The following is a 19,559-nucleotide window of genomic DNA, read 5'->3' on the forward strand; positions in this document are numbered from 1 at the left end:
TCAGGTAGAATCGCTGCGAACAGCTTACAACCTCGCACCTCTACCTTTCGATGACGACGCTCACCCTCATTGTCGCCCGCGCCCGCAACGGCGTGATCGGCCGCGACAACGCGCTGCCCTGGCGGCTCCCCGAAGACCTTGCGTTCTTCAAGCGCACCACCATGGGCGCGCCCATCATCATGGGCCGCAAAACGCACGAGTCGATCGGCCGCGCCTTGCCGGGGCGCCGCAACATCGTCGTGACGCGCGACGCGGGCAAGCGCTTTCCCGGCTGCGACACCGCCACGAGCCTCGACGAGGCGCTCGTACTCGCGGCGCAGGACCAGGCGCCTGTGGCGTTCCTGATCGGCGGTGCACAACTCTATGGTGAGGGACTCGGGCTCGCGCATGAACTCGTGGTGACGGAGATCTCCGCGGACTTCGAGGGCGACGCCACCTTTCCGGCACCGGACCCCGACGTGTGGCAAGAAACGTCGCGCGAGACGTTGCATGCGAATGCGCCGAACGACTTCGACTTTGCGTTCGTGCAGTACGTGCGACGGGATTGATTGTCCGGGCGCATCGCCGCCCAACCTGCCACACCAAAAGCAAAACGGCACGCCAAGGCGTGCCGTTGTTCATCGAGCCTGCGGAAGAACCGCTTACTGCCCCGCCACCGTCATCCGCTCGATCAGCACCGAGCCGGTTTGACGCGTGCCGCGCGCGAGCGTATCCGCGCCCACGGCGACGATGTGGTGGAACATCTCCTGCAGCGTCGAAGCCACCGTGATTTCCTCCACCGGGTACTGGATCTTGCCGTTCTCCACCCAGAAGCCCGACGCGCCGCGCGAATAATCGCCCGTCACGAAGTTCACGCCCTGCCCCATCAGTTCGGTCAGCAAGAGGCCCGTGCCGAGCTTCCTGAGCATCTCTTCGAAGTCATCCTCCGGCTGCGTGAGCGAACTCTGGAACTGCAGGTTGTGCGAACCGCCGGCGTTGCCCGTGGTCTGCATGCCGAGCTTGCGCGCCGAATACGACGAGAGGAAATAGCCCTGCACGATGCCGTCCTTCACGACTTCGCGTCGCTGGGTGCGCACGCCCTCTTCGTCGAACGGCGCGCTGCCGGCCGCGCGCGGCACATGCGGGTCCTCGACGATCTGGATGTGCGGCGCGAACACCGGCTTGCCAAGGCTGTCGACGAGGAACGACGTCTTGCGATACAGCGCGCCGCCGCTCACGGCCTGCACGAATGCGCCGAGCAGGCCCGCGGCGAGCGGCGCCTCGAACAGCACGGGCACCTTGCGCGTGTCGAGGCTGCGCGCGTTCAGGCGCGAGAGCGCACGCTCGGCCGCATAGCGCCCAACGGCTTCGGGCGAGGCCAGCTCGGCCGCGCTGCGCCGCGAGGTGTACCAGTCGTCGCGCTGCATGTTGCGGCCAACGCCGGCGATGGGCGCACACGAAACGTAGTGGCGCGAGTACGGATAGCCGTGAATGAAGCCGCCCGAGGTGGCGAGCACGAACTGCGAATGCTGCGCCGACACGCTCGCGCCTTCGGAGTTCTTCACGCGCGGATCGACGGCGAACGCCGCATCTTCGGCGCGGCGCGCGATTTCCACGGCCTCGTCAGCCGAGAGATTCCACGGGTGGTAAAGGTCGAGGTCGCGCGGCGCGGTTTCGAGCAACTCGCGCTCGGCGAGGCCCGCGCAGTCGTCGTCGGCGGTGAAGCGCGCGATGTTGTACGCGGCCGCCACCGTGTCCTTGAGCGCCTGCGGCGAAAAGTCGGAGGTGCTCGCGTTGCCGCGCTTGTTGCCGATATAGACGGTCACGCCGACCATCTTGTCGCGGTTGTGCTCGATGGTCTCGACCTCGCCGCGGCGCACCGAGACGGACAAGCCGTCGCCTTCGGAGATCTCGGTCGCGGCGTCGCTCGCGCCGAGCGCGCTGGCGTGCCGAAGGATATCGGACGCGATCTCCTTCAGCTCGTCCTGGGTGTGCGGGAAAAAGCGTTGCCGGGCTTCGATGTCTGCCATTGTCGTTACGGTCCGGTTCTGGGCCGATGCGGCCCGCTGATGTCGTGTTTCGCTGGTGTCGATTCGGGTGCTTCGGAACGCGCAGCGTTCGGAAAGCGCATCCCGCGATCATAGCAAGGTATGTGAACACGCATCACAGGCGCTTTCGGCGCCTCGCGCTTCTCATCCGCCGTCGCACCGGTTCGCCCCAACCTTCGCGCGGGCATCCGGCCGCAGGCACCGCCTTCCAGCCCGAGCGCGCGAGCCGAGCACGCTACAATACGCCCCATGAAACGCAAAACCCGCATTCAACCGATGAACGACGCTGTCGCCGAACCGGACGACAACGGCTACGATCGCCCGAGCAAATCGCAGCTCAAGCGCGACATGGAAGCGCTCCAGGAACTCGGCCAGGCCCTCGTGGATCTGCCCAAGGACGCGCTCAAGCGCATGCCGATGACGGAAGACCTCGCGGACGCCGTCCACGAGTGCCGCCGCATCACCGACCACGAAGGCAAGCGCCGCCAGCTCCAGTACGTGGGCCGCATGATGCGCGGCCTGACCGAAGCCGAAGTCGCCGCGCTGCGCACGAAGCTCGACGAGCACCGTGGCGTCAACAAGGCCGCCACGGCGCGCCTGCACTGGATCGAGCGCACGCGCGACAAGCTGCTCGCGGACGACGCCGCACTCACCGAATTCATCCGCCAGTACCCCGCCGCGGACCCGCAGGAAGGCCGCACGCTGATCCGCAACGCGCGCCGCGAGCAGGAGCAAAGCCGGCCGCCTAAGTCCTTCCGCGAGCTGTTCCAATGGATCAAGGACACGAGCACGCAAGGCGCCGGAGGAGCCGACGACGAGCGCGCCGACGAGGACCGCGAAGATGACGAAGCCTGAGCGCAGCCACCCGGACGAACTCGTGATCGGCCTCGTATCGGTCAGCGACCGCGCGACGAGCGGCGTCTACGAGGACAAGGGCATTCCGTCGCTGATGGAGTGGCTCGGCAGCGTGCTGAAAACGCCGTGGCGTGCTGAAACGCGCCTGATCCACGACGACGCGGCGACGATCTCCGCCACGCTCACGGCGCTCGTGGACGGTCTGGGCTGCGACCTCGTGCTGACCACGGGCGGCACCGGCCCCGCGCGCCGCGATGTGACGCCCGAGGCGACGCTCGCCGTGGCGACGAAAGAAATGCCGGGCTTTGGCGAGCAGATGCGCCAGATCAGCCTGAATTTCGTGCCGACGGCCATTCTGTCGCGCCAGGTCGCCGTGATCCGCGAAAACGACGACCACGCAGCGCTCATCATCAATCTGCCGGGGCAGCCGAAGTCGATCAAGGAAACGCTGGAAGGCCTGCGCGACGATCAGGGCGCCGTGAAGGTGCCGGGCATTTTTGCTGCGGTGCCGTATTGCATCGACCTGATCGGCGGCCCGTATATCGAAACCGACCCGAACGTCGTCGCGGCGTTCCGGCCCAAGAACGCGCAGCGAGCGCCGCGCGCGTAATACTCAACCTTCTACGATATTGCACGACGCACCGACGACGGCACGAAGCCGCCGCCGCGGCGTTGCTTGCGCGATCGGATCAAAGCGCCGGACCAGCCTCGCCCGACGCCATGTCGGGTACGATTCCCGGCGCCGCAACGAGGAAGTGCTCGCGGTAGTACTTGAGTTCGTCGATCGACTCGTGGATGTCGGCAAGCGCCGTGTGCATCGCGCGCTTCTGGAAGCCCTTGTAGATGGTCGGCTGCCAGCGGCGGCACAGTTCCTTGAGCGTGCTCACGTCGAGGTTGCGGTAGTGGAAAAAGCGCTCGAGCGTGGGCATCCAGCGCGCCATGAAGCGGCGGTCCTGACAGATCGAGTTGCCGCACATCGGCGACTTGCCCGGCGGCACGTACTGCGAGAGGAATGCCATGATCTGCTCGGTCGCGGTTTGTTCCGTGACGGTCGAGGCGCGCACGCGCTCGGTGAGGCCCGAGCGGCCGTGCGTGTTGCGGTTCCACTCATCCATGCGGTCGAGCATCGACTCCGGCTGGTGGATGGCCAGCACGGGGCCTTCCACGAGTTTGTCGAGCGTCGAGTTCGTCACCACCACGGCGATCTCGATGATGCGGTCGTTGTCGGGATCGAGCCCCGTCATTTCCATATCGAGCCAGATCAGGTTCATGTCGGTGCGCTCGATGAGCGGCGCGCCGGCAGCGGTAATGTCAGTCATGAAGGCAACCCGGAGAGCGTTGGAGGCGCGGCGCGTGCGCGGCATCGACAGGATGCGATGCCCGGCCGGCGAACATATAATTGTCGCATAGATACCACGGACTTCCTGGATGCCTAATCTGTCCCCCTCCCCTGCGCTGTACTTCAGCGTGCTCTTCGTCGTGGCCGTGCTCGCCATGGTCGCGACCAAGCTCTGGCTCGCGTCGCGCCAGATCCGCTTCGTGGCCGCCCATCGGGGTGCCGTGCCCGCGCAGTTCACCGCGACCATCCCGCTCGCCGCGCACCAGCGCGCCGCCGACTACACGGTCGCGCGCACGCGCCTCGGCATGGTCGAGATCGTGCTCGGCGCCGTGGTGCTGATCGCGCTCACGCTGCTCGGCGGCGTGCAGGTGCTTGATCTCGGCATTTCGGATGCTATCGGGCGCGACTATGTCGGCCAGATCGCGCTCGTCGGGGCCGTGCTCGCGATTTCCGGCATCGTCGAGTTGCCGCTCGACTACTACCGCCAGTTCGTGGTCGAAGAGCGCTTCGGCTTTAACCGCATGACGAAGCGCATCTTCATCATGGACCGCATCAAGGGGCTGCTGATTGGCGCTGCGTTCGGCATTCCGCTTCTGTTCGTCGTGCTCTGGCTCATGAAGCAGGCGGGCAGCCTCTGGTGGCTCTGGACGTGGGCCGTATGGGTCGCCTTCCAGATGCTCGTGCTGGTGCTCTACCCCACCTTCATCGCGCCGCTTTTCAACAAGTTCGAACCGCTGCGCGACGAAGCCCTGCGCTCGCGCATCGAGGCGCTCATGCAGCGCTGCGGCTTCGCAGCCAAGGGCCTCTTCGTGATGGACGGCAGCCGCCGCTCCGCGCACGGCAACGCCTATTTCACGGGCTTTGGCGCCGCCAAGCGAATCGTGTTCTTCGACACGCTGCTCGCACGCCTCTCCGGCAGCGAGATCGAGGCCGTGCTTGCGCACGAACTCGGGCACTTCAAGCGCCGTCACGTGATCAAGCGCATGGTCGTCACGTTCGCGATCAGCCTCGCGCTGCTCGCCCTGCTCGGCTGGCTCTCGCAGCGCGTGTGGTTCTATGAAGGCCTCGGCGTGCGGCCGTCGCTCCTCGGCGGCAACGAGGGGCTCGCGCTCGTGCTGTTCTTCCTCGCCGTGCCCGTGTTCCTGTTCTTCGTCACGCCGCTTGGCAGCCTCTCGTCGCGCAAGCATGAATTCGAAGCCGACGCGTTCGCCGCCACGCAAACCGACGCGCAGCATCTCGTCAACGCGCTCGTGAAACTCTACGAGGACAACGCGTCGACGCTCACGCCCGACCCGCTCTATACCGCGTTCTACTACTCGCATCCGCCGGCTTCGCAGCGGATCGACCGACTGCTCGCGCACGCATGAACCGGCGCGCAACGAAAGCCGCCGGCAGTACGAAAGCCGCAGACGCCACGCTGCACGGCGTGGTGATCGCCGCCCACGGGCGCCATTATCTCGTCGCGCCCGACGGCGGCGGCGCGCACCTGCAATGCTTCCCGCGCGGCAAGAAGAGCGAGGTGGCGGTCGGTGACCGTGTCGAATATCAGTCGACTTCCGCCGATCAGGGCGTGATCGTCGCGATCGGCGAGCGGCGCAACCTGCTCTACCGTTCCGACCAGTTCAAGTCGAAGCTCTTCGCGGCGAACCTCGATCAGTTGCTGATCGTGCTCGCCACCGAGCCGCACTTCAGCGAGGACCTGCTCGGGCGCGCGCTCGTGGCCGCCGAGGCCAACGACCTCAAGCCGCTCATCGTCCTCAACAAGACCGACGTGGAGGCTGCGCTGCCGCTCGCTCGCCAGCGGCTCGAACGGTATCGCGCGCTGGGCTATACGGTGCTGGAGCTTTCGGTGAAGGGCCGCCCCGAGGAGGCGCGTGCGGCGCTCGCCGAGCATCTGCACGGCCATCAAACGATCCTGCTCGGCCAGTCGGGCATGGGCAAGTCGACGCTCGTGAACCTGTTGATTCCCGATGCCGAAGCCGCCACGCGCGAGATCTCGACGGCGCTCAACAGCGGCCGCCACACCACGACGTTCACGCGGCTCTACACGCTGCCTGATGGTGGATCGCAAAACGGCGGCGCGCTGATCGACTCGCCGGGCTTCCAGGAATTCGGCCTCTATCACCTCACCGAAGGCAAGCTGGAGCGCGCGTTCCCCGAGTTCCGGCCGCTGCTCGCGCACTGCCGCTTCTACAACTGCCATCATCTGCACGAGCCGGGCTGCGCAATTCTGGAAGCCGTCGACGACGGCCGCATCGCGCCGGAGCGCCAGGCGCTCTACGCGCAGCTCATGCACGAGATCAGCCAGGTCGTGCGCTAACTCGCCGCCTGCCCCTGCGCCCCATGATCAAGCTCGTACGCGCGCCGAATCTGCTGATCGCCCAGCACTGGATGAACATCCTCGCGACGGCGGGCGTGCCCTGCGAGTTGCACAACCGCTACCTGAGCGGCGCGATGGGCGAGATTCCAGCGGAGCAATGCGCGCCTGAACTGTGGCTCGTGGACGAACGCGACGAGAAGCTCGCCCGGCGTTTGATCGACGAGGCGGTGAACGGCCCGCCGCCCGGCTCGCCCACCTGGCGCTGCGCGCGCTGCGGCGAGGTGCTCGAGGCGCAATTCACCGTCTGCTGGAATTGCGGACGCGATCGCGACGTGCGCGACGAGTGACGTAAGCACTGCCCCAAATGCAAATGGGCCGCTTTTAGCGGCCCATTTGCATGTTTGCGGCGTGGCGATCCGGCGCTCAGAGCCAGACGGCGATAGTCAGCATGAGCAGCAGGATCATCCACAGGATCACGGCGCGCCACACGAGGCCCACCGCCGATTGCAGCGTGCGCGGCGTGCAGTCGTCGCCAACCGTGTACGGACCGCCCTCGCCCGGCTGCGCGAGCACCTCGACGCTGGACTGCTCTGCGAGCGGCCCCGAAAGGCGAGCGCCGAGCGCGCCGCTGCCGGTCGCGAGCAGCACGCCTTCGTTGGTATCGGGCCACTGGTTCGTGTGGTTGCGCCAGGCGTAAATCGCGTCCTCGAAGTTGCCGACGATCGCAAAGCCCAGCGATGTCAGCCGCGCCGGCACCCAGTCGATCACGAAGAACACATGCTGCGCGAAGTTCGAGAACGCCTCGGTGCGGTCTTCCGCCGGACGCGCCCACTCGCGCGCGAGATATTCGGCGATGCGGTACAGCACGGCGCCCGCGGGCCCGATCGGCACGAGAAACCAGAAGAACACGCCGAACACGTGCCGATGCGACGCGATCACCGCATGAATGAGCGTGTGGCGCACGATCTCGCTCACAGGCATGTCCACGGCGTCGATGCCGGTCCATTCGTGGAGAATTTCGCGCGCGCGCGGCACGTCGTCGTTGTTCAGCGCGAGATGGATGTCGGTGAAATAGTGGCTGAACTGGCGAAAGCCGAGCGTGAAGTACACCACCACCACGTTCCACAGGAACGCCAGTACGAAGCTGATGTGGTACAGGACGTAGTAGACGAGCGCCGTGGCGAGCGTCCACGGCAGCACGACCACGAGCCACGCGATGAGGCCGTGCTTCTGCTTGCCGGCGTCGAAGCCGTGAGCGGCCCATTCCGCATTGAGGCGCACGAGCGCCATGACCGGATTATTGGGCGACAGCGCCCGCACCTGTTCGATGACGAGGGCCAGCAATACGGAAAAGAAGGTCATGCGACGCGCCGTGCAGATCGAGTTGCGAAAGGGTTTTAGAAAGTGTTGCAACGATATCACAGGGCCAGATGTGCCTGACCATCGCCGGCAAATCGGGCGGCAATCTCGCAACAGTGCGCGACGGCTGCGCTTGCGCGCGCCGCCAGACGTGTTACGCGAGCAGGAAGCGGTAGAAGTTGCGCAGCATGCCCGCCGTCGCCCCCCAGATGAAGTGCGAGGAACCTACGCCCAAAGCGACAGCGCGTTCTGGCGCATCACGGTCTGGCGAATGGCGGTCCGGATACGGCATCGCGTAAAAGCGCCGCTCGCCACCTTCCCAACGGAACACGCGCACCTGGTGGTGCACCGGGTTCATGAGGAAGCTGAGCGGCACCTCGAAGATACTCGCCACTTCGAGCGAATCGGCGGCCAGGCTGAACGGCTCATGCACGAGACCGACCACGGGCGTGACCTTGAAGCCGGTGCCAGTGAGGTAATCGGGCAATGCGCCGAGCACCTCGACACGCGCGGGGTCGAGGTTCACTTCCTCGTGTGCCTCGCGCAGCGCGGCGGCGATCGGCGTGGGGTCGGAAGGCTCGCGGCTTCCGCCGGGAAAGCTCACCTGCCCCGCGTGATTACTGAGGTTGTCGGCGCGCTGCGTGAGCAGCACGGTCAGGCCTTCCGGACGGATCGCGATGGGCATGAGCACGGCGGCCTCGCGTGGATCGCGCATCTCGGCGAGACGGGCTTCCTGCGGCTCGGGATCCCACGGCAAGCGCTGCTCGAAGCGCGCGCGTAAGCCGGCGGCGGTCAGGCGTTCCGCGGCGATCTGCGGAAGGTTCGCGCCGGTCGATTCGATCGGCAGGCTTTCGGGTTCAAATACTGGGCGGATCAACGGGCGTCTCGGATTACACGTACACGAGATTATTTTGCGGCCAAAAAGAAAAAAGCACCCCGGAGGGTGCTTCTTTCTTACAGCTTTTACGCCTGGTCGGCCGGAGCAGCTGCGCGGTCTTTCGACACCAGCTTTTCCTTGATACGTGCCTTCTTGCCCGACAGGTTGCGCAGGTAGTACAGCTTCGCGCGACGCACGTCGCCGCGACGCTTCACCACGATGCTGGCCAAGAGCGGCGAGTACGTCTGGAACGTACGCTCGACGCCTTCGCCCGACGAGATCTTGCGCACGATGAACGACGAGTTCAGGCCGCGGTTACGCTTCGCGATCACGACGCCTTCGTATGCCTGAACGCGCTTGCGGTTACCTTCAACCACGTTCACGTTGACGATCACCGTGTCGCCGGGGGCGAATTCGGGGATGGTCTTCTCGCCCAGCACGCGCTGGATTTCTTCCTGCTCGAGTTTTTCAATCAGATTCATGGATTGACTCCGTATGCCATCTTGTCGGCGTTCGTACCTGTGCAGGATGACCCGCAACTACGGCCCCGATAGAGGATGGATTTACATCTGGCGCCGTTCACGCATGAAGCGGCACCGCCTTTTGCGCCCCTTGCTGAGCACGCCCGAAGCCTTACGCTTCGCTCGAGCCCTTCGCGAGACTAGCGAGCCACACCTCGTCGGCACGGCTCAACATCTTGTTCTTTCTGGCCCGCTCGATCAGATCGGGCCGCTTGTTCCACGTGTTGCGCAACGCCTCGCGGCGACGCCACAACTCGATTTCCGCATGATGGCCGCCAAGCAGCACATCGGGCACACGCACGCCGTCGTATTCCTCAGGGCGCGTGTAATGCGGACAGTCGAGCAAACCGTCGACGAAGCTGTCCTGCACCGCCGAAAGCGCGTCGTTAAGCACGCCCGGCAGGTTGCGCACCACGGCGTCCATCAAGGCCATCGCGGGCAATTCGCCCCCCGAGAGCACGAAGTCGCCGAGGCTCACTTCTTCGTCCACGCAGCGGTCGACGAGACGCTGGTCGATCGCCTCATAGCGGCCGCACAACATCACGAGACCCGGCTCCTGCGCGAACTGCATGACGCGTTCGTGCGTGAGCGGCTTGCCTTGCGGCGACATCAGCAGCACTCGCGGAGCGCTCACGCCGGCTTGCGCCTGCGCATCCTTCGCCGCGCCGATCGCCGCTTCGAGCGGCTTGGCCAGCATGACCATGCCGGGGCCGCCGCCGTAGGGGCGGTCATCGATCGTGCGATAGTTGTCGGTCGTGAAATCACGCGGATTCCACGTGCGCAACGTGTAACGCTGCTGCTTCGCCGCCCGGCTGGTAATGCCCCAGTCGGTCAGGGCGCGGAACATCTCGGGAAAGAGCGTGACGACATCAAACTGCATCGCTCTCTCCGTTCAGCGAAATTGAATCAAGGCGCGGTATTGCCGTGTTGCTTAGTAATCGGCTTCCCAGTCGACGACGATACGCTTCGCCGCCAGGTCCACCGTCTTCACGAACACGCCCACAAACGGGATCAGGCGCTCGCCGGCGACCGGCTTGCCATCCTTGTCGGTGGACGGGTACGTGACACGCAACACCGATTGCGCGCCATTGTCGATCAGGTCGGCGACCTTGCCGAGCTCGACACCCGCCTCGTTGGCGACGTCGAGGCCGATCAGGTCGACCCAGTAATATTCATCGGCTGCGGGCGCCGGGAATTCGGCCCGGCTCACGTACACGCGCGCACCGCGCAACAGCAGCGCGGCATCGCGGTCGGCCAGACCCGTAAGCTCGCCAACGACGCTGTCACCATGAACCTTGGCGCTCACGCGCACCGCGGAATGACGCTCGCGGTGCCCCAGACCCTCGCGGCCCTTGAGAAGCCACCAGCGTTTAGCGGAAAGCAGCGCGCGGCCGTCTTGCGCATGCGGCGCGATCTTCAGCCAGCCCTTGAGGCCATAGGCGTCGATCACGGCGCCGACTTCAACGGCGTCGGCCGGCCAGCTCGCTTCAGTTTCGGCGCGCAGGCCCTCGGTTGCGGACGCAGCTTTCGCGGCGCCCTCGCGCGCAGGCTTGCGCACGAACGCACCAAACGAAGGCGCGCCACGGGCTGCAGCCTTGCCAGCGCCGCCGGTCGCAGCGCTTGTTGCAACTTCGGGCGCCCCGCCTTCCGACGCGTCGTTCGCCTCTACGGCAGATTTAGCGTCATGCGCGGACATCGGCACCCCTTGCGACCAGCTTGATATCGCACACGCAGCTTATGCAGCGCGTACGCGGGTAAAACACAGACAACAGACTGAAAGACGCTTAAAAACTTAAGCAGCCGGCGCAGCGGCGGCGGTCTTTTGCGCTTCCTTCACGAGGCGCTCGACAGCCGGCGACATTTGCGCGCCGTTTTCCTTCCAGTACGTCACGCGATCTTGAGCGATACGCAGCGTTTCACCCTTGGTGGCGACCGGGTTGTAGAAGCCCACGCGCTCGATGAAACGGCCGTCGCGACGGTTGCGCGAATCGGTTGCGACGATGTTGTAGAACGGGCGCTTCTTCGAGCCGCCGCGTGCCAGACGGATGATGACCATACTAAAATCCTTGAAAACCGGGGGTTCGGGACTACTGAAACATGCGATTATAGCCCGAAACCGGAGGCATAACAAACACTTAACGGGAAAATCCACGCTGACGCTGAGAAAGCGACAGGACACAGCGGTCAAACTGCGGCTCGTGCCCACAGTGGACGGGCCCTGGAGCGAATTGTGGCGATTTTCGGACGACTCGTGCAATGGCTGCGTCGCGCTTGCTGCGGCAGCGTGGGTGACAACTCCCTTTTCCCGGTGTCGTGTGCGTCAGCCGGACACATCGCGGCAGCGTGGCTCGCCTTTGCCGCCGCCCCGCTCGCTGCGCCGCTTGCTCACGGGGCCCTTCCCATCGAGCGCATCAAGCTGCCACCGGGCTTCCACATCGAGGTGCTCTCCGCCGACGTTCCCGGCGCACGCGAAATGACGCTCTCGGGCAACGGCACCTTATATGTCGGGAGTATGGACAGCGACGTCTACGCACTGGAACTCAAGGACGGCAAGGCGCAAAAGCGCCATATCGTGGCCTCCGGGCTGACGATGCCAGTGGGCGTGGCCTGGCGCAACGGCGCATTGTACGTCTCCGCGGTTTCGTCGATCGTGCGGCTCGACGACATCGACCGTCATCTCGACGATCCGCCCAAGGCCGTAGTCGTCACGGATTCGCTGCCCGGAGAGCGCCACCACGGCTGGAAGTTCATCGCCTTCGGCCCCGATGGCAAGCTCTACGTGCCGCAAGGCGCGCCGTGCAACGTCTGTCTGCCGGCAAGCGACCCGCAGCGCGTGCATTTCGCGATGATCGGCCGCATGGACCCCGACGGCTCGCACTACGAGACCATCGCGCGCGGCGTGCGCAACACGGTCGGCTTCGCCTGGCATCCGCAGACGCACGAACTCTGGTTCACCGACAATGGCCGCGACATGCTCGGCGACGACGTTCCCGACGACAAGCTCAATCGCCTCGCGCACGTGGGCGACGACTTCGGCTTTCCCTATTGCCATGGCGGCAATGTCGCCGACCCCGAGTTCGGCGCAGGGCATCCGTGCGGCGGCTTCACGCCCCCGGTCGCGAAACTCGGCGCACACGTGGCGTCGCTCGGCATGCGCTTCTACACCGGCCCGATGTTCCCGGCCGACTACAAGAACAGCATTTTTATCGCCGAGCATGGCTCATGGAACCGCAGCAAGAAAGTCGGCTACCGCGTGGTGCGCGTGAGCGCCAACCCCGACGGCACGAACGCACGCCAGGAAGTGTTCGCGCAGGGCTGGCTGAATTCAGACGAGACCCAATGGGGCCGCCCCGCCGACGTGCTGCCGCTGCCCGACGGCTCGCTCCTTATCAGCGACGACTACGCGGGCGCGATCTATCGCGTGACTTACGCCAAACCGTGACGCGAGCGCCACGTTAAAGCGGCTGGCGTGTTGCCGGGCATAAGCGTGCGCTTGTGCTGCAAGCCGGGCGTGCGGCATACAATGCCCGGCGGCCCATGTGCGATGACGTGATGCGCCCATGACGGCCAAACGTCCACGTTTCGCCCAGCCCATGCCCAACGAAAATAACCCCTCACGCTTTCGCTCCAAGACGCTCACCGCCGCCCTCGCGTTCCTGTTTGGCAGCCTCGGCGCACATCGCTTCTATCTGTACGGCCCGCGCGACGTGTGGGGCTGGGCGCATCTGCTCGGCACGCTCATCGGCATCCCGGGCGTGATGCTGCTCGTCGCAACCGAACGCGCCTCGATTCCCGGCTGGGTGCTCGCCGTGATCGGTGCGGTGTCGGTCATCTCGGCGTTTCTCGCGGCGATCGTCTATGGGCTGCGCCCCGACGCCAAATGGGACGCGCAGTTCAACGCAGCGTTCGCGGAGAAAGGCCGCACAAGCCGCTCGGGTTGGACCGTGATCTTCGTCGTGATCTTTTCGCTGCTGATTGGCGCCTTCCTGCTGATGACGGGACTCGCACTCTCGTTCCAGACGTATTTCGAGTCGCAGGTCGAGGCAGCAAAGGCGATTTCGCAGTAACTCGCAGTAACGCCTCGCCCAATCAGAACAAGTCGAGTTGCGGCTTCTCACGCACGGTCTTCGACTGCACGAACGCCGACATATCCAGAATGCCGTGGCGCCGCTCATTGAGCCCGAGGCGCCGCACAGCATTGTGAAAGCGCTGCTTGAGCAGGTCGGCCCAAAGCCCCGTGCCCTTCATGCGCTGCGAAAACGCCGACTCGTAGTCCTTGCCGCCGCGCATGTCGCGCACGCGGCTCATCACGCGCTCGGCGCGCTGCGGGAAGTGCGCCGCCAGCCAGTCCTGAAAGAGCGGCGCGACCTCCCACGGCAGGCGCAGCACGATATAGCTCGCACTCGTTGCACCGGCCTCGGCGCAGGCTTCGAGCACGCGCTCCATGTCGGGCTCGGTCACGAACGGAATGACAGGCGCGATGCTCACGCCCACCGGCACGCCGGCTTCGGCCAGCGTGCGAATGGTGCGCAGGCGCCGCGCAGGTGTCGCCGCACGTGGTTCGAGCGAGCGGGCGATATCGGCGTCGAGCGTGGTGATCGTGATGGCTGCCATGAACTGCTGGCGCGCGGCCATCGGCGCGAGCAAGTCGAGATCGCGCTCGATCAGCGAGGACTTCGTAATGGCCGCGAACGGATGCTGACGCTCGGCCAGCACCTCGACCACACGCCGCGTGATGCGCATGTCGCGCTCCACCGGTTGCCAGGCGTCGGTGTTCACGCCCAGCGCGATCGGCTCGGGCTCGTACGACGGCTTCGCGATCTCGCGCGCGAGCAGCTCTGCGGCATTCACCTTCGCGTAGATACGACTTTCGAAATCGAGCCCCGGCGAGAGACCGAGATAGCTGTGCGTGGGCCGCGCGAAGCAATAGATGCAGCCATGCTCGCAACCGCGATAAGGATTGAGCGAGACGTTGAACGGAATGTCTGGCGACTGGTTGTGCGTGAGGATGCTTTTCGCACGCTCTTCGAAGACTTCGGTGCGCAGCCTGGGCTCGCTGGTTTGGTCTGCCTGGTCGCCTTGCTCCTCCCCGCCTTCGCCCGTCTGATGCCAACCATCGTCGAACGCTTCGCGCTGGTCGACTTCGTAGCGCCCTTGCAGGTTCGTAACCGCACCGCGCCCCTTGCGCGCCGTGGGCGGCGCAACGGGATACCAGGTATCGCGATCGGGGTGGCGGGAATCAGTCACGGCTAATGCGAACAGGACATGAAAAAACGCGGCTCAGTACTGTATAAATATACAGTGCTGAGCCGCGTTGTCGAGTCCTAAAAACGGGGCGCTGTCAGCCGCTCATTCCCCCACGGCGATAGTCAGCGTCTCCTTGATCTCTTCCATCACCACGTAGCTTTTCGACTGAACCGCGCCGGGCAACTGCAAGAGGATGTCGCCAAGCAGCTTGCGATAGTCGGCCATCTCGCCAATACGCGCCTTGATGAGATAGTCGAAGTCGCCCGAGACGAGATGGCACTCCAGCACTTCGGGAATCTTCTGCACTTCGCGGCGGAACTGGTCGAACATGTTGCCGCTCTTGTGGTCGAGCGTGATCTCCACGAACACGAGCAGCGCCGCGCCCAGCACCGAGGGATTCACGCGCGCGAAATAGCCCGTGATGACCCCGTCGCGCTCCATGCGCTTCACCCGCTCGATGCACGGCGTAACCGAGAGCCCGACCTGCTCCGCGAGGTCCTTCATGGCCATGCGGCCGTCTTCCTGGAGCAGTTTCAGGATGCGGTGATCGAGCCGGTCGAGTGCGCGAACCGGCTGACGCTGCGTTCTCATGATTTATTCCCGAAAATCTGAAAAATACGATAACAAAACCTGCACATTCAACAATAGCATAGCTACAAATACTGGCTACACCCGAATTTTCATGCCTTCCGCCCTATCGGTGCCAAACCGCAGTGTTCAGGGCCCCGGCAACGCGGCGTAGCCCCAACAAATTTACATGGAGCAGCTATGCGAGTCGTCGTGTTGGGCAGTGGTGTGGTCGGTGTGGCCAGCGCCTGGTATCTTGCCCGCGCGGGCCACGAAGTCACGGTGATCGACCGCGAGGCCGGTCCCGCGCTCGAAACCAGTTTTGCGAACGCCGGCCAGATCTCGCCGGGCTACGCTGCGCCGTGGGCGGCGCCGGGCGTCCCGCTCAAGGCGATCAAGTGGATGTTCGAGAAGCATGCGCCGCTCGCCATCCGTCTCGACGGCACCAAATTCCAGCTGCAGTGGATGTGGCAGATGCTGCAGAACTGCACGGCCGAACGCTACGCGCTCAACAAGGGCCGCATGGTGCGCCTCGCCGAATACAGCCGCGACTGCCTGCAGGCGCTGCGCGCCGACACGGGCATCGAGTATGAAGGCCGCACGGGCGGCACGCTCCAGGTGTTCCGCACGCAACAGCAGTTCGAAGGTGCGTCGAAGGACATCGCCGTGCTGAAGGACGCGAACGTTCCGTACGAACTGCTCACCGCCGCCGAACTCGGCCGCGCCGAACCCGCGCTGGCCGCCGTGTCGGGCAAGCTCACGGGCGGCCTGCGCCTGCCCGGCGACGAAACCGGCGACTGCCAGATGTTCACCACGCGCCTCGCCGCCATGGCCGAACAACTCGGCGTGAAATTCCGCTACAACACGCCGATCGACGGCCTCGTCATGCGGGGCGACCGTATCGCGGGCGTGCAATGCGGCAACGAACTGGTGCGCGCGGATTCGTTCGTCGTCGCGCTCGGCTCATTCTCGACGAAGATGCTCGCGGGCATCGTCAAGATTCCGGTGTACCCGCTGAAGGGTTACTCGATTACGGCGCCGATCGTCAACGCCGACGCCGCGCCGGTATCGACCGTGCTCGACGAAACCTACAAGATCGCGATCACGCGTTTTGACGACCGCATCCGCGTGGGCGGCATGGCCGAGATCGTCGGCTTCGACAAGACGCTCAAACAAGCCCGTCGCGAAACGCTCGAAATGTGCGTGAACGATCTGTTCCCGGGCGGCGGCGACACGACGAAGGCCACGTTCTGGACCGGCCTGCGTCCGATGACGCCGGACGGCACGCCGGTCGTCGGCCGCACGCCGATTTCGAACCTGTTCCTGAACACGGGTCACGGCACGCTCGGCTGGACGATGTCGTGCGGTTCGGGCCAACTGCTCGCCGACCTGATCTCGGGCAAGCAGCCCGCCATCCGCGCCGACGATCTTTCGGTCCATCGCTATCTCGGCGACACGCAGGGCTCGCATCGCCCGGCTTATGCCTGAAGCAAGGTTTCCTGCGTGAACGAACACGGCGCCTCAAGGGCGCCGTGTTTCATTTCTCGCGTATCAGTCAATACGCGACGTCAGAACTGATCCTCCGCCAGCGCCAGCACGCCTTCGCTGCCGTTCGCACTCACAATCGCCGCTTCGAGCGCCACGGCCTGCGGCAAGACGTGTTGCGCGAAGAACTGCGCCGTGGCGATCTTCGCGCCATGGAACTTCGGATCGTCCTGCATCAGACGCTGCGAGGCGAGCATGGCGCGCGCCATCTGCCAGCCGCCCAGCACGATACCCGCCAGTTTCAGATACGGCACGCTGCCCGCGAACACCGCGTTCGGATCGCTCTTCGCCTTCGCGAGCACGAAGCCGACGGCCGAGTCCAGCGCCACGCGACCGAGTGCAAGATGCTTGCGCATCGACTCGAACGCCGTACCCTGCTGCCCGGCTAGCGCATCGACGGTTTGCGCGATATCGGCAAGCAGCGCCTTTGCCGCCGCGCCGCCGTCGCGCAGCGTCTTGCGCCCGATCAGATCGTTCGCCTGAATCGCCGTCGTGCCTTCGTAGATCGGGAGAATGCGCGCGTCGCGGTAGAACTGCGCCGCGCCCGTCTCCTCGATGAAGCCCATGCCGCCATGCACCTGCACGCCGAGGCTCGTCACTTCGAGCGCGAGTTCGGTGCTCCAGCCCTTGACGATCGGCACGAGATATTCGTAGCGCGCCTGATGCCGCACACGGGCCCCCTCATCGGGATCGCCATGCGCGCGATCACTCTCGCCCGCCGCCACGTAGGCGAGCGCACGCGCGGCTTCGGTGAGCGCGCGCATCGTCGCAAGCATGCGGCGCACGTCGGGGTGATGGATGATGCTCACCGCCGCTTTCGCGGAGCCATCCACCGGGCGGCTCTGCACGCGCTCCTTCGCATAGGCGAGCGCCTTCTGGTACGCGCGATCGGAAACGGCCACGCCCTGCATGCCCACGGCAAAACGCGCCGCGTTCATCATGATGAACATGTATTCGAGGCCGCGATTCTCGTCGCCGATCAATTGACCGATCGCGCCGCCATGGTCGCCGAACTGCAGTACGGCGGTCGGGCTCGCCTTGATGCCGAGCTTGTGCTCGATCGACACGCAGTGCACGTCGTTGCGCGCGCCGAGCGAGCCATCGTCGTTCACGAGGAACTTCGGCACGATGAAGAGTGAAATGCCCTTTACGCCTTCGGGCGCCGTGGGCGTGCGCGCGAGCACGAGATGGATGATGTTCTCAGCCATGTCGTGCTCGCCCCACGTGATGAAGATCTTCGTGCCGAACAGCTTGAACGTGCCGTCGCCTTGCGGCTCGGCGCGCGTGCGCACGGCCGCGAGATCCGAACCCGCCTGCGGCTCGGTGAGGTTCATCGTGCCGGTCCAGTCGCCCGAGATGAGCTTCGGCACGAAGCGCTGCTTTTGCGCTTCGGTGCCGGCGGTGAGGAGCGCTTCGATGGCGCCGTCGGTGAGCAGCGGACACAGCGCGAACGAGAGATTCGCCGCATTGAGCATTTCCACGCACGGCGTGCCGACGAGTTTCGGCAAGCCCTGTCCTTCGTATTCCTGAGGATGCTGCACGCCCTGCCAGCCGCCTTCCACGTATTGCCGGAATGCCGCTTTGAAACCGGGCGTGGCATGCACGTTGCCGCTTTCCCAGCGGCTCGGATTGCGGTCGCCTTCGGCGTTCAGCGGCTCCAGCACTTCGCCGCATAGCCTGGCGGCTTCGTGCAGCACCGCTTCGACGGTTTCGGGCGTGGCGTCTTCGCCGCCCGGCATCTTCGCGATCTCTTCGAGGCCGGCCAGTTCCTTCATGACGAACAGCATGTCGCTCGTGGGCGCCTGGTACATGTCAGTCTCCTCCCCTTTCCAGAGTGCGGTTCCTCAAATGACAAAGGGGCGCCGCGGCGCCCCTTTGTTGCTTCGTCTCACGCCGCGCGTTCAATCATGATTCGCGTCGCTCGTCGCTGGATACATCGGCCAGCTTCAGCCGAGTTCCTTCACGAGTTCCGGCACGAGCGTGAACAGATCGCCTACGAGGCCATAATCGGCCACGCTGAAGATCGGTGCTTCTTCGTCCTTGTTGATCGCGACGATGACCTTCGAGTCTTTCATGCCGGCCAGATGCTGGATTGCGCCCGAGATGCCGACTGCCACATACAGTTGCGGCGCGACGATCTTGCCGGTCTGGCCGACCTGGTAGTCGTTCGGCACGTAGCCCGCATCGACTGCTGCGCGCGAAGCGCCGAGTGCGGCGTTGAGCTTGTCGGCGAGCGGCTCAAGAACCTTCGTGTAGTTTTCGCCACTGCCCAGACCACGGCCACCCGAGACGATGACCTTCGCGCTCGTGAGTTCCGGACGGTCGAGTTTCGTGACTTCACGGCCGACGAACTGCGTGAGGCCGCTGTCCGCTGCCGCTTCGAGCTTCTCGACCGCTGCACTGCCGCCTTCTGCAGCAACGGGGTCAAACGCCGTCGTGCGAACGGTGATGACCTTGACCGGATCGACCGATTGCACCGTCGCGATCGCATTGCCCGCGTAAATCGGACGCTCGAACGTGTCCGGCGAATCCACGGCCGTGATGTCGCTGATCTGCGCGACGTCGAGCTTCGCGGCAATACGCGGCGTGACGTTCTTGCCCGCAGCCGTGGCCGGAGCCAGGATGTGCGAGTAGTTCTTCGCGATCGCAATAACCGTCGCTTCGACGTTCTCTGCAAGACCCTGTTCGAGTTGCGGCGCGTCGGCGAGCAGCACCTTCGCCACGCCTGCGATCTTCGCGGCTGCATCGGCTGCGGCCTGGGCGTTGTGGCCCGCGACCAGCACGTGCACGTCGCCGCCAATCTTCTGTGCTGCAGCGACGGTGTTCAGCGTCGCGGCCTTGATCGAGTGATTGTCGTGTTCAGCTATTACCAGATTCACCAGATTCGTCATTTTCGTCTCGC

At 65.0% G+C, this 19,559-nt stretch carries 21 protein-coding genes; 9 read left to right on the plus strand and 12 right to left on the minus strand.

Annotated features, from left to right (window positions below):
• The first annotated feature begins 50 nt into the window (after positions 1–50).
• Entirely contained in the window at positions 51–548 is a 498-nt protein-coding gene (locus L0U83_RS09890; protein ID WP_233882350.1) for a dihydrofolate reductase, read from the plus strand.
• Between the two features lie 93 nt (positions 549–641).
• On the opposite strand, the gene pmbA is transcribed toward L0U83_RS09890, so the two are convergent.
• On the minus strand, positions 642–2,009 hold the full coding sequence (pmbA, locus tag L0U83_RS09895) for a metalloprotease PmbA (RefSeq protein WP_233882351.1): 1,368 nt from the start codon (positions 2,007–2,009) through the stop codon (positions 642–644).
• 267 nt (positions 2,010–2,276) lie between these two features.
• Here pmbA and yjgA point away from each other — a divergent pair, with 267 nt between their 5' ends.
• Positions 2,277–2,882, plus strand: coding sequence for a ribosome biogenesis factor YjgA (gene yjgA, locus L0U83_RS09900; protein ID WP_233882352.1), 606 nt, complete (start codon positions 2,277–2,279; stop codon positions 2,880–2,882).
• Positions 2,869–3,492, plus strand: coding sequence for a molybdopterin adenylyltransferase (gene mog / locus L0U83_RS09905; RefSeq protein ID WP_233882353.1), 624 nt, complete (start codon positions 2,869–2,871; stop codon positions 3,490–3,492). The genes yjgA and mog overlap by 14 nt, the downstream gene beginning before the upstream one ends.
• Before the next feature lie 79 nt (positions 3,493–3,571).
• Here mog and orn read toward each other — a convergent pair whose 3' ends face one another.
• Complete coding sequence (gene orn, locus L0U83_RS09910) at positions 3,572–4,201, minus strand: oligoribonuclease (RefSeq protein ID WP_233882354.1); 630 nt, start codon at positions 4,199–4,201, stop codon at positions 3,572–3,574.
• Positions 4,202–4,310: 109 nt separating this feature from the next.
• Here orn and L0U83_RS09915 point away from each other — a divergent pair, with 109 nt between their 5' ends.
• The 3 genes from L0U83_RS09915 to L0U83_RS09925 are packed head-to-tail and all read left to right on the plus strand — an operon-like array spanning position 4,311 to position 6,888.
• Entirely contained in the window at positions 4,311–5,588 is a 1,278-nt protein-coding gene (locus tag L0U83_RS09915) for a M48 family metallopeptidase (protein ID WP_233882355.1), read from the plus strand.
• Positions 5,585–6,541 (plus strand): ribosome small subunit-dependent GTPase A, encoded by a 957-nt coding sequence (gene rsgA / locus L0U83_RS09920; protein ID WP_233882356.1) that lies wholly within the window; start codon positions 5,585–5,587, stop codon positions 6,539–6,541. Before L0U83_RS09915 ends, rsgA begins: the two co-directional genes overlap by 4 nt.
• A 26-nt stretch (positions 6,542–6,567) precedes the next feature.
• Complete coding sequence (locus L0U83_RS09925; RefSeq protein ID WP_233883840.1) at positions 6,568–6,888, plus strand: putative signal transducing protein; 321 nt, start codon at positions 6,568–6,570, stop codon at positions 6,886–6,888.
• 76 nt (positions 6,889–6,964) lie between these two features.
• On the opposite strand, the gene L0U83_RS09930 is transcribed toward L0U83_RS09925, so the two are convergent.
• The 6 genes from L0U83_RS09930 to rpsP form a co-directional block, all read right to left on the minus strand.
• Positions 6,965–7,903, minus strand: coding sequence for a CobD/CbiB family protein (locus L0U83_RS09930; RefSeq protein WP_233882357.1), 939 nt, complete (start codon positions 7,901–7,903; stop codon positions 6,965–6,967).
• A 151-nt stretch (positions 7,904–8,054) separates the two neighbouring features.
• Entirely contained in the window at positions 8,055–8,777 is a 723-nt protein-coding gene (locus L0U83_RS09935; RefSeq protein ID WP_233882358.1) for a CoA pyrophosphatase, read from the minus strand.
• A gap of 86 nt (positions 8,778–8,863) precedes the next feature.
• Positions 8,864–9,259, minus strand: a complete 396-nt coding sequence (rplS, locus tag L0U83_RS09940) for a 50S ribosomal protein L19 (protein WP_028206741.1) — start codon at positions 9,257–9,259, stop codon at positions 8,864–8,866.
• Positions 9,260–9,410: 151 nt separating this feature from the next.
• Positions 9,411–10,178, minus strand: a complete 768-nt coding sequence (gene trmD / locus L0U83_RS09945) for a tRNA (guanosine(37)-N1)-methyltransferase TrmD (protein WP_233882359.1) — start codon at positions 10,176–10,178, stop codon at positions 9,411–9,413.
• Positions 10,179–10,229: 51 nt separating this feature from the next.
• A complete protein-coding gene (rimM, locus tag L0U83_RS09950) occupies positions 10,230–10,994 on the minus strand; it encodes a ribosome maturation factor RimM (protein ID WP_233882360.1) in 765 nt (254 codons plus the stop codon).
• A gap of 96 nt (positions 10,995–11,090) precedes the next feature.
• Positions 11,091–11,354 carry a 30S ribosomal protein S16 gene (rpsP, locus tag L0U83_RS09955; RefSeq protein ID WP_028206744.1) on the minus strand — a complete coding sequence of 88 codons (264 nt, stop codon included), beginning with the start codon at positions 11,352–11,354 and terminating at the stop codon, positions 11,091–11,093.
• 252 nt (positions 11,355–11,606) lie between these two features.
• Here rpsP and L0U83_RS09960 point away from each other — a divergent pair, with 252 nt between their 5' ends.
• Both L0U83_RS09960 and L0U83_RS09965 read left to right on the plus strand, forming a co-directional pair.
• Complete coding sequence (locus L0U83_RS09960; protein ID WP_444544255.1) at positions 11,607–12,740, plus strand: PQQ-dependent sugar dehydrogenase; 1,134 nt, start codon at positions 11,607–11,609, stop codon at positions 12,738–12,740.
• 118 nt (positions 12,741–12,858) lie between these two features.
• Positions 12,859–13,365: an NINE protein gene (locus L0U83_RS09965; protein WP_233882361.1), complete on the plus strand. Its 507-nt coding sequence runs from the start codon at positions 12,859–12,861 to the stop codon at positions 13,363–13,365.
• Positions 13,366–13,387: 22 nt separating this feature from the next.
• Here L0U83_RS09965 and L0U83_RS09970 read toward each other — a convergent pair whose 3' ends face one another.
• A complete protein-coding gene (locus L0U83_RS09970) occupies positions 13,388–14,545 on the minus strand; it encodes a PA0069 family radical SAM protein (protein ID WP_233882362.1) in 1,158 nt (385 codons plus the stop codon).
• A 102-nt stretch (positions 14,546–14,647) separates the two neighbouring features.
• Positions 14,648–15,136 (minus strand): Lrp/AsnC ligand binding domain-containing protein, encoded by a 489-nt coding sequence (locus L0U83_RS09975; RefSeq protein ID WP_042261052.1) that lies wholly within the window; start codon positions 15,134–15,136, stop codon positions 14,648–14,650.
• A gap of 177 nt (positions 15,137–15,313) precedes the next feature.
• Here L0U83_RS09975 and L0U83_RS09980 point away from each other — a divergent pair, with 177 nt between their 5' ends.
• The gene (locus tag L0U83_RS09980; protein ID WP_233882363.1) at positions 15,314–16,600 is read left to right on the plus strand and encodes a D-amino acid dehydrogenase; all 1,287 of its coding nucleotides are present in this window, start codon (positions 15,314–15,316) and stop codon (positions 16,598–16,600) included.
• An 80-nt stretch (positions 16,601–16,680) separates the two neighbouring features.
• Here the strand turns inward: L0U83_RS09980 and L0U83_RS09985 are convergent, their stop codons facing one another.
• Positions 16,681–18,468, minus strand: coding sequence for an acyl-CoA dehydrogenase (locus tag L0U83_RS09985; RefSeq protein WP_233882364.1), 1,788 nt, complete (start codon positions 18,466–18,468; stop codon positions 16,681–16,683).
• A 135-nt stretch (positions 18,469–18,603) separates the two neighbouring features.
• Entirely contained in the window at positions 18,604–19,539 is a 936-nt protein-coding gene (locus L0U83_RS09990) for an electron transfer flavoprotein subunit alpha/FixB family protein (RefSeq protein ID WP_233883857.1), read from the minus strand.
• Positions 19,540–19,559 lie beyond the last annotated feature (20 nt).

This window comes from Paraburkholderia flagellata (genome assembly GCF_021390645.1).
Lineage (GTDB): Bacteria > Pseudomonadota > Gammaproteobacteria > Burkholderiales > Burkholderiaceae > Paraburkholderia > Paraburkholderia flagellata.

What these genes read in the sequence shown, in the direction of transcription:
- L0U83_RS09890 (WP_233882350.1), top strand. Translation starts at nt 51, where the DNA reads ATGACGACGCTCACCCTCATTGTCGCCCGCGCCCGCAACGGCGTGATC.
- pmbA (WP_233882351.1), bottom strand. Translation starts at nt 2,009, where the DNA reads ATGGCAGACATCGAAGCCCGGCAACGCTTTTTCCCGCACACCCAGGAC.
- yjgA (WP_233882352.1), top strand. Translation starts at nt 2,277, where the DNA reads ATGAAACGCAAAACCCGCATTCAACCGATGAACGACGCTGTCGCCGAA.
- mog (WP_233882353.1), top strand. Translation starts at nt 2,869, where the DNA reads ATGACGAAGCCTGAGCGCAGCCACCCGGACGAACTCGTGATCGGCCTC.
- orn (WP_233882354.1), bottom strand. Translation starts at nt 4,201, where the DNA reads ATGACTGACATTACCGCTGCCGGCGCGCCGCTCATCGAGCGCACCGAC.
- L0U83_RS09915 (WP_233882355.1), top strand. Translation starts at nt 4,311, where the DNA reads ATGCCTAATCTGTCCCCCTCCCCTGCGCTGTACTTCAGCGTGCTCTTC.
- rsgA (WP_233882356.1), top strand. Translation starts at nt 5,585, where the DNA reads ATGAACCGGCGCGCAACGAAAGCCGCCGGCAGTACGAAAGCCGCAGAC.
- L0U83_RS09930 (WP_233882357.1), bottom strand. Translation starts at nt 7,903, where the DNA reads ATGACCTTCTTTTCCGTATTGCTGGCCCTCGTCATCGAACAGGTGCGG.
- rplS (WP_028206741.1), bottom strand. Translation starts at nt 9,259, where the DNA reads ATGAATCTGATTGAAAAACTCGAGCAGGAAGAAATCCAGCGCGTGCTG.
- trmD (WP_233882359.1), bottom strand. Translation starts at nt 10,178, where the DNA reads ATGCAGTTTGATGTCGTCACGCTCTTTCCCGAGATGTTCCGCGCCCTG.
- rimM (WP_233882360.1), bottom strand. Translation starts at nt 10,994, where the DNA reads ATGTCCGCGCATGACGCTAAATCTGCCGTAGAGGCGAACGACGCGTCG.
- rpsP (WP_028206744.1), bottom strand. Translation starts at nt 11,354, where the DNA reads ATGGTCATCATCCGTCTGGCACGCGGCGGCTCGAAGAAGCGCCCGTTC.
- L0U83_RS09965 (WP_233882361.1), top strand. Translation starts at nt 12,859, where the DNA reads ATGACGGCCAAACGTCCACGTTTCGCCCAGCCCATGCCCAACGAAAAT.
- L0U83_RS09975 (WP_042261052.1), bottom strand. Translation starts at nt 15,136, where the DNA reads ATGAGAACGCAGCGTCAGCCGGTTCGCGCACTCGACCGGCTCGATCAC.
- L0U83_RS09980 (WP_233882363.1), top strand. Translation starts at nt 15,314, where the DNA reads ATGCGAGTCGTCGTGTTGGGCAGTGGTGTGGTCGGTGTGGCCAGCGCC.
- L0U83_RS09985 (WP_233882364.1), bottom strand. Translation starts at nt 18,468, where the DNA reads ATGTACCAGGCGCCCACGAGCGACATGCTGTTCGTCATGAAGGAACTG.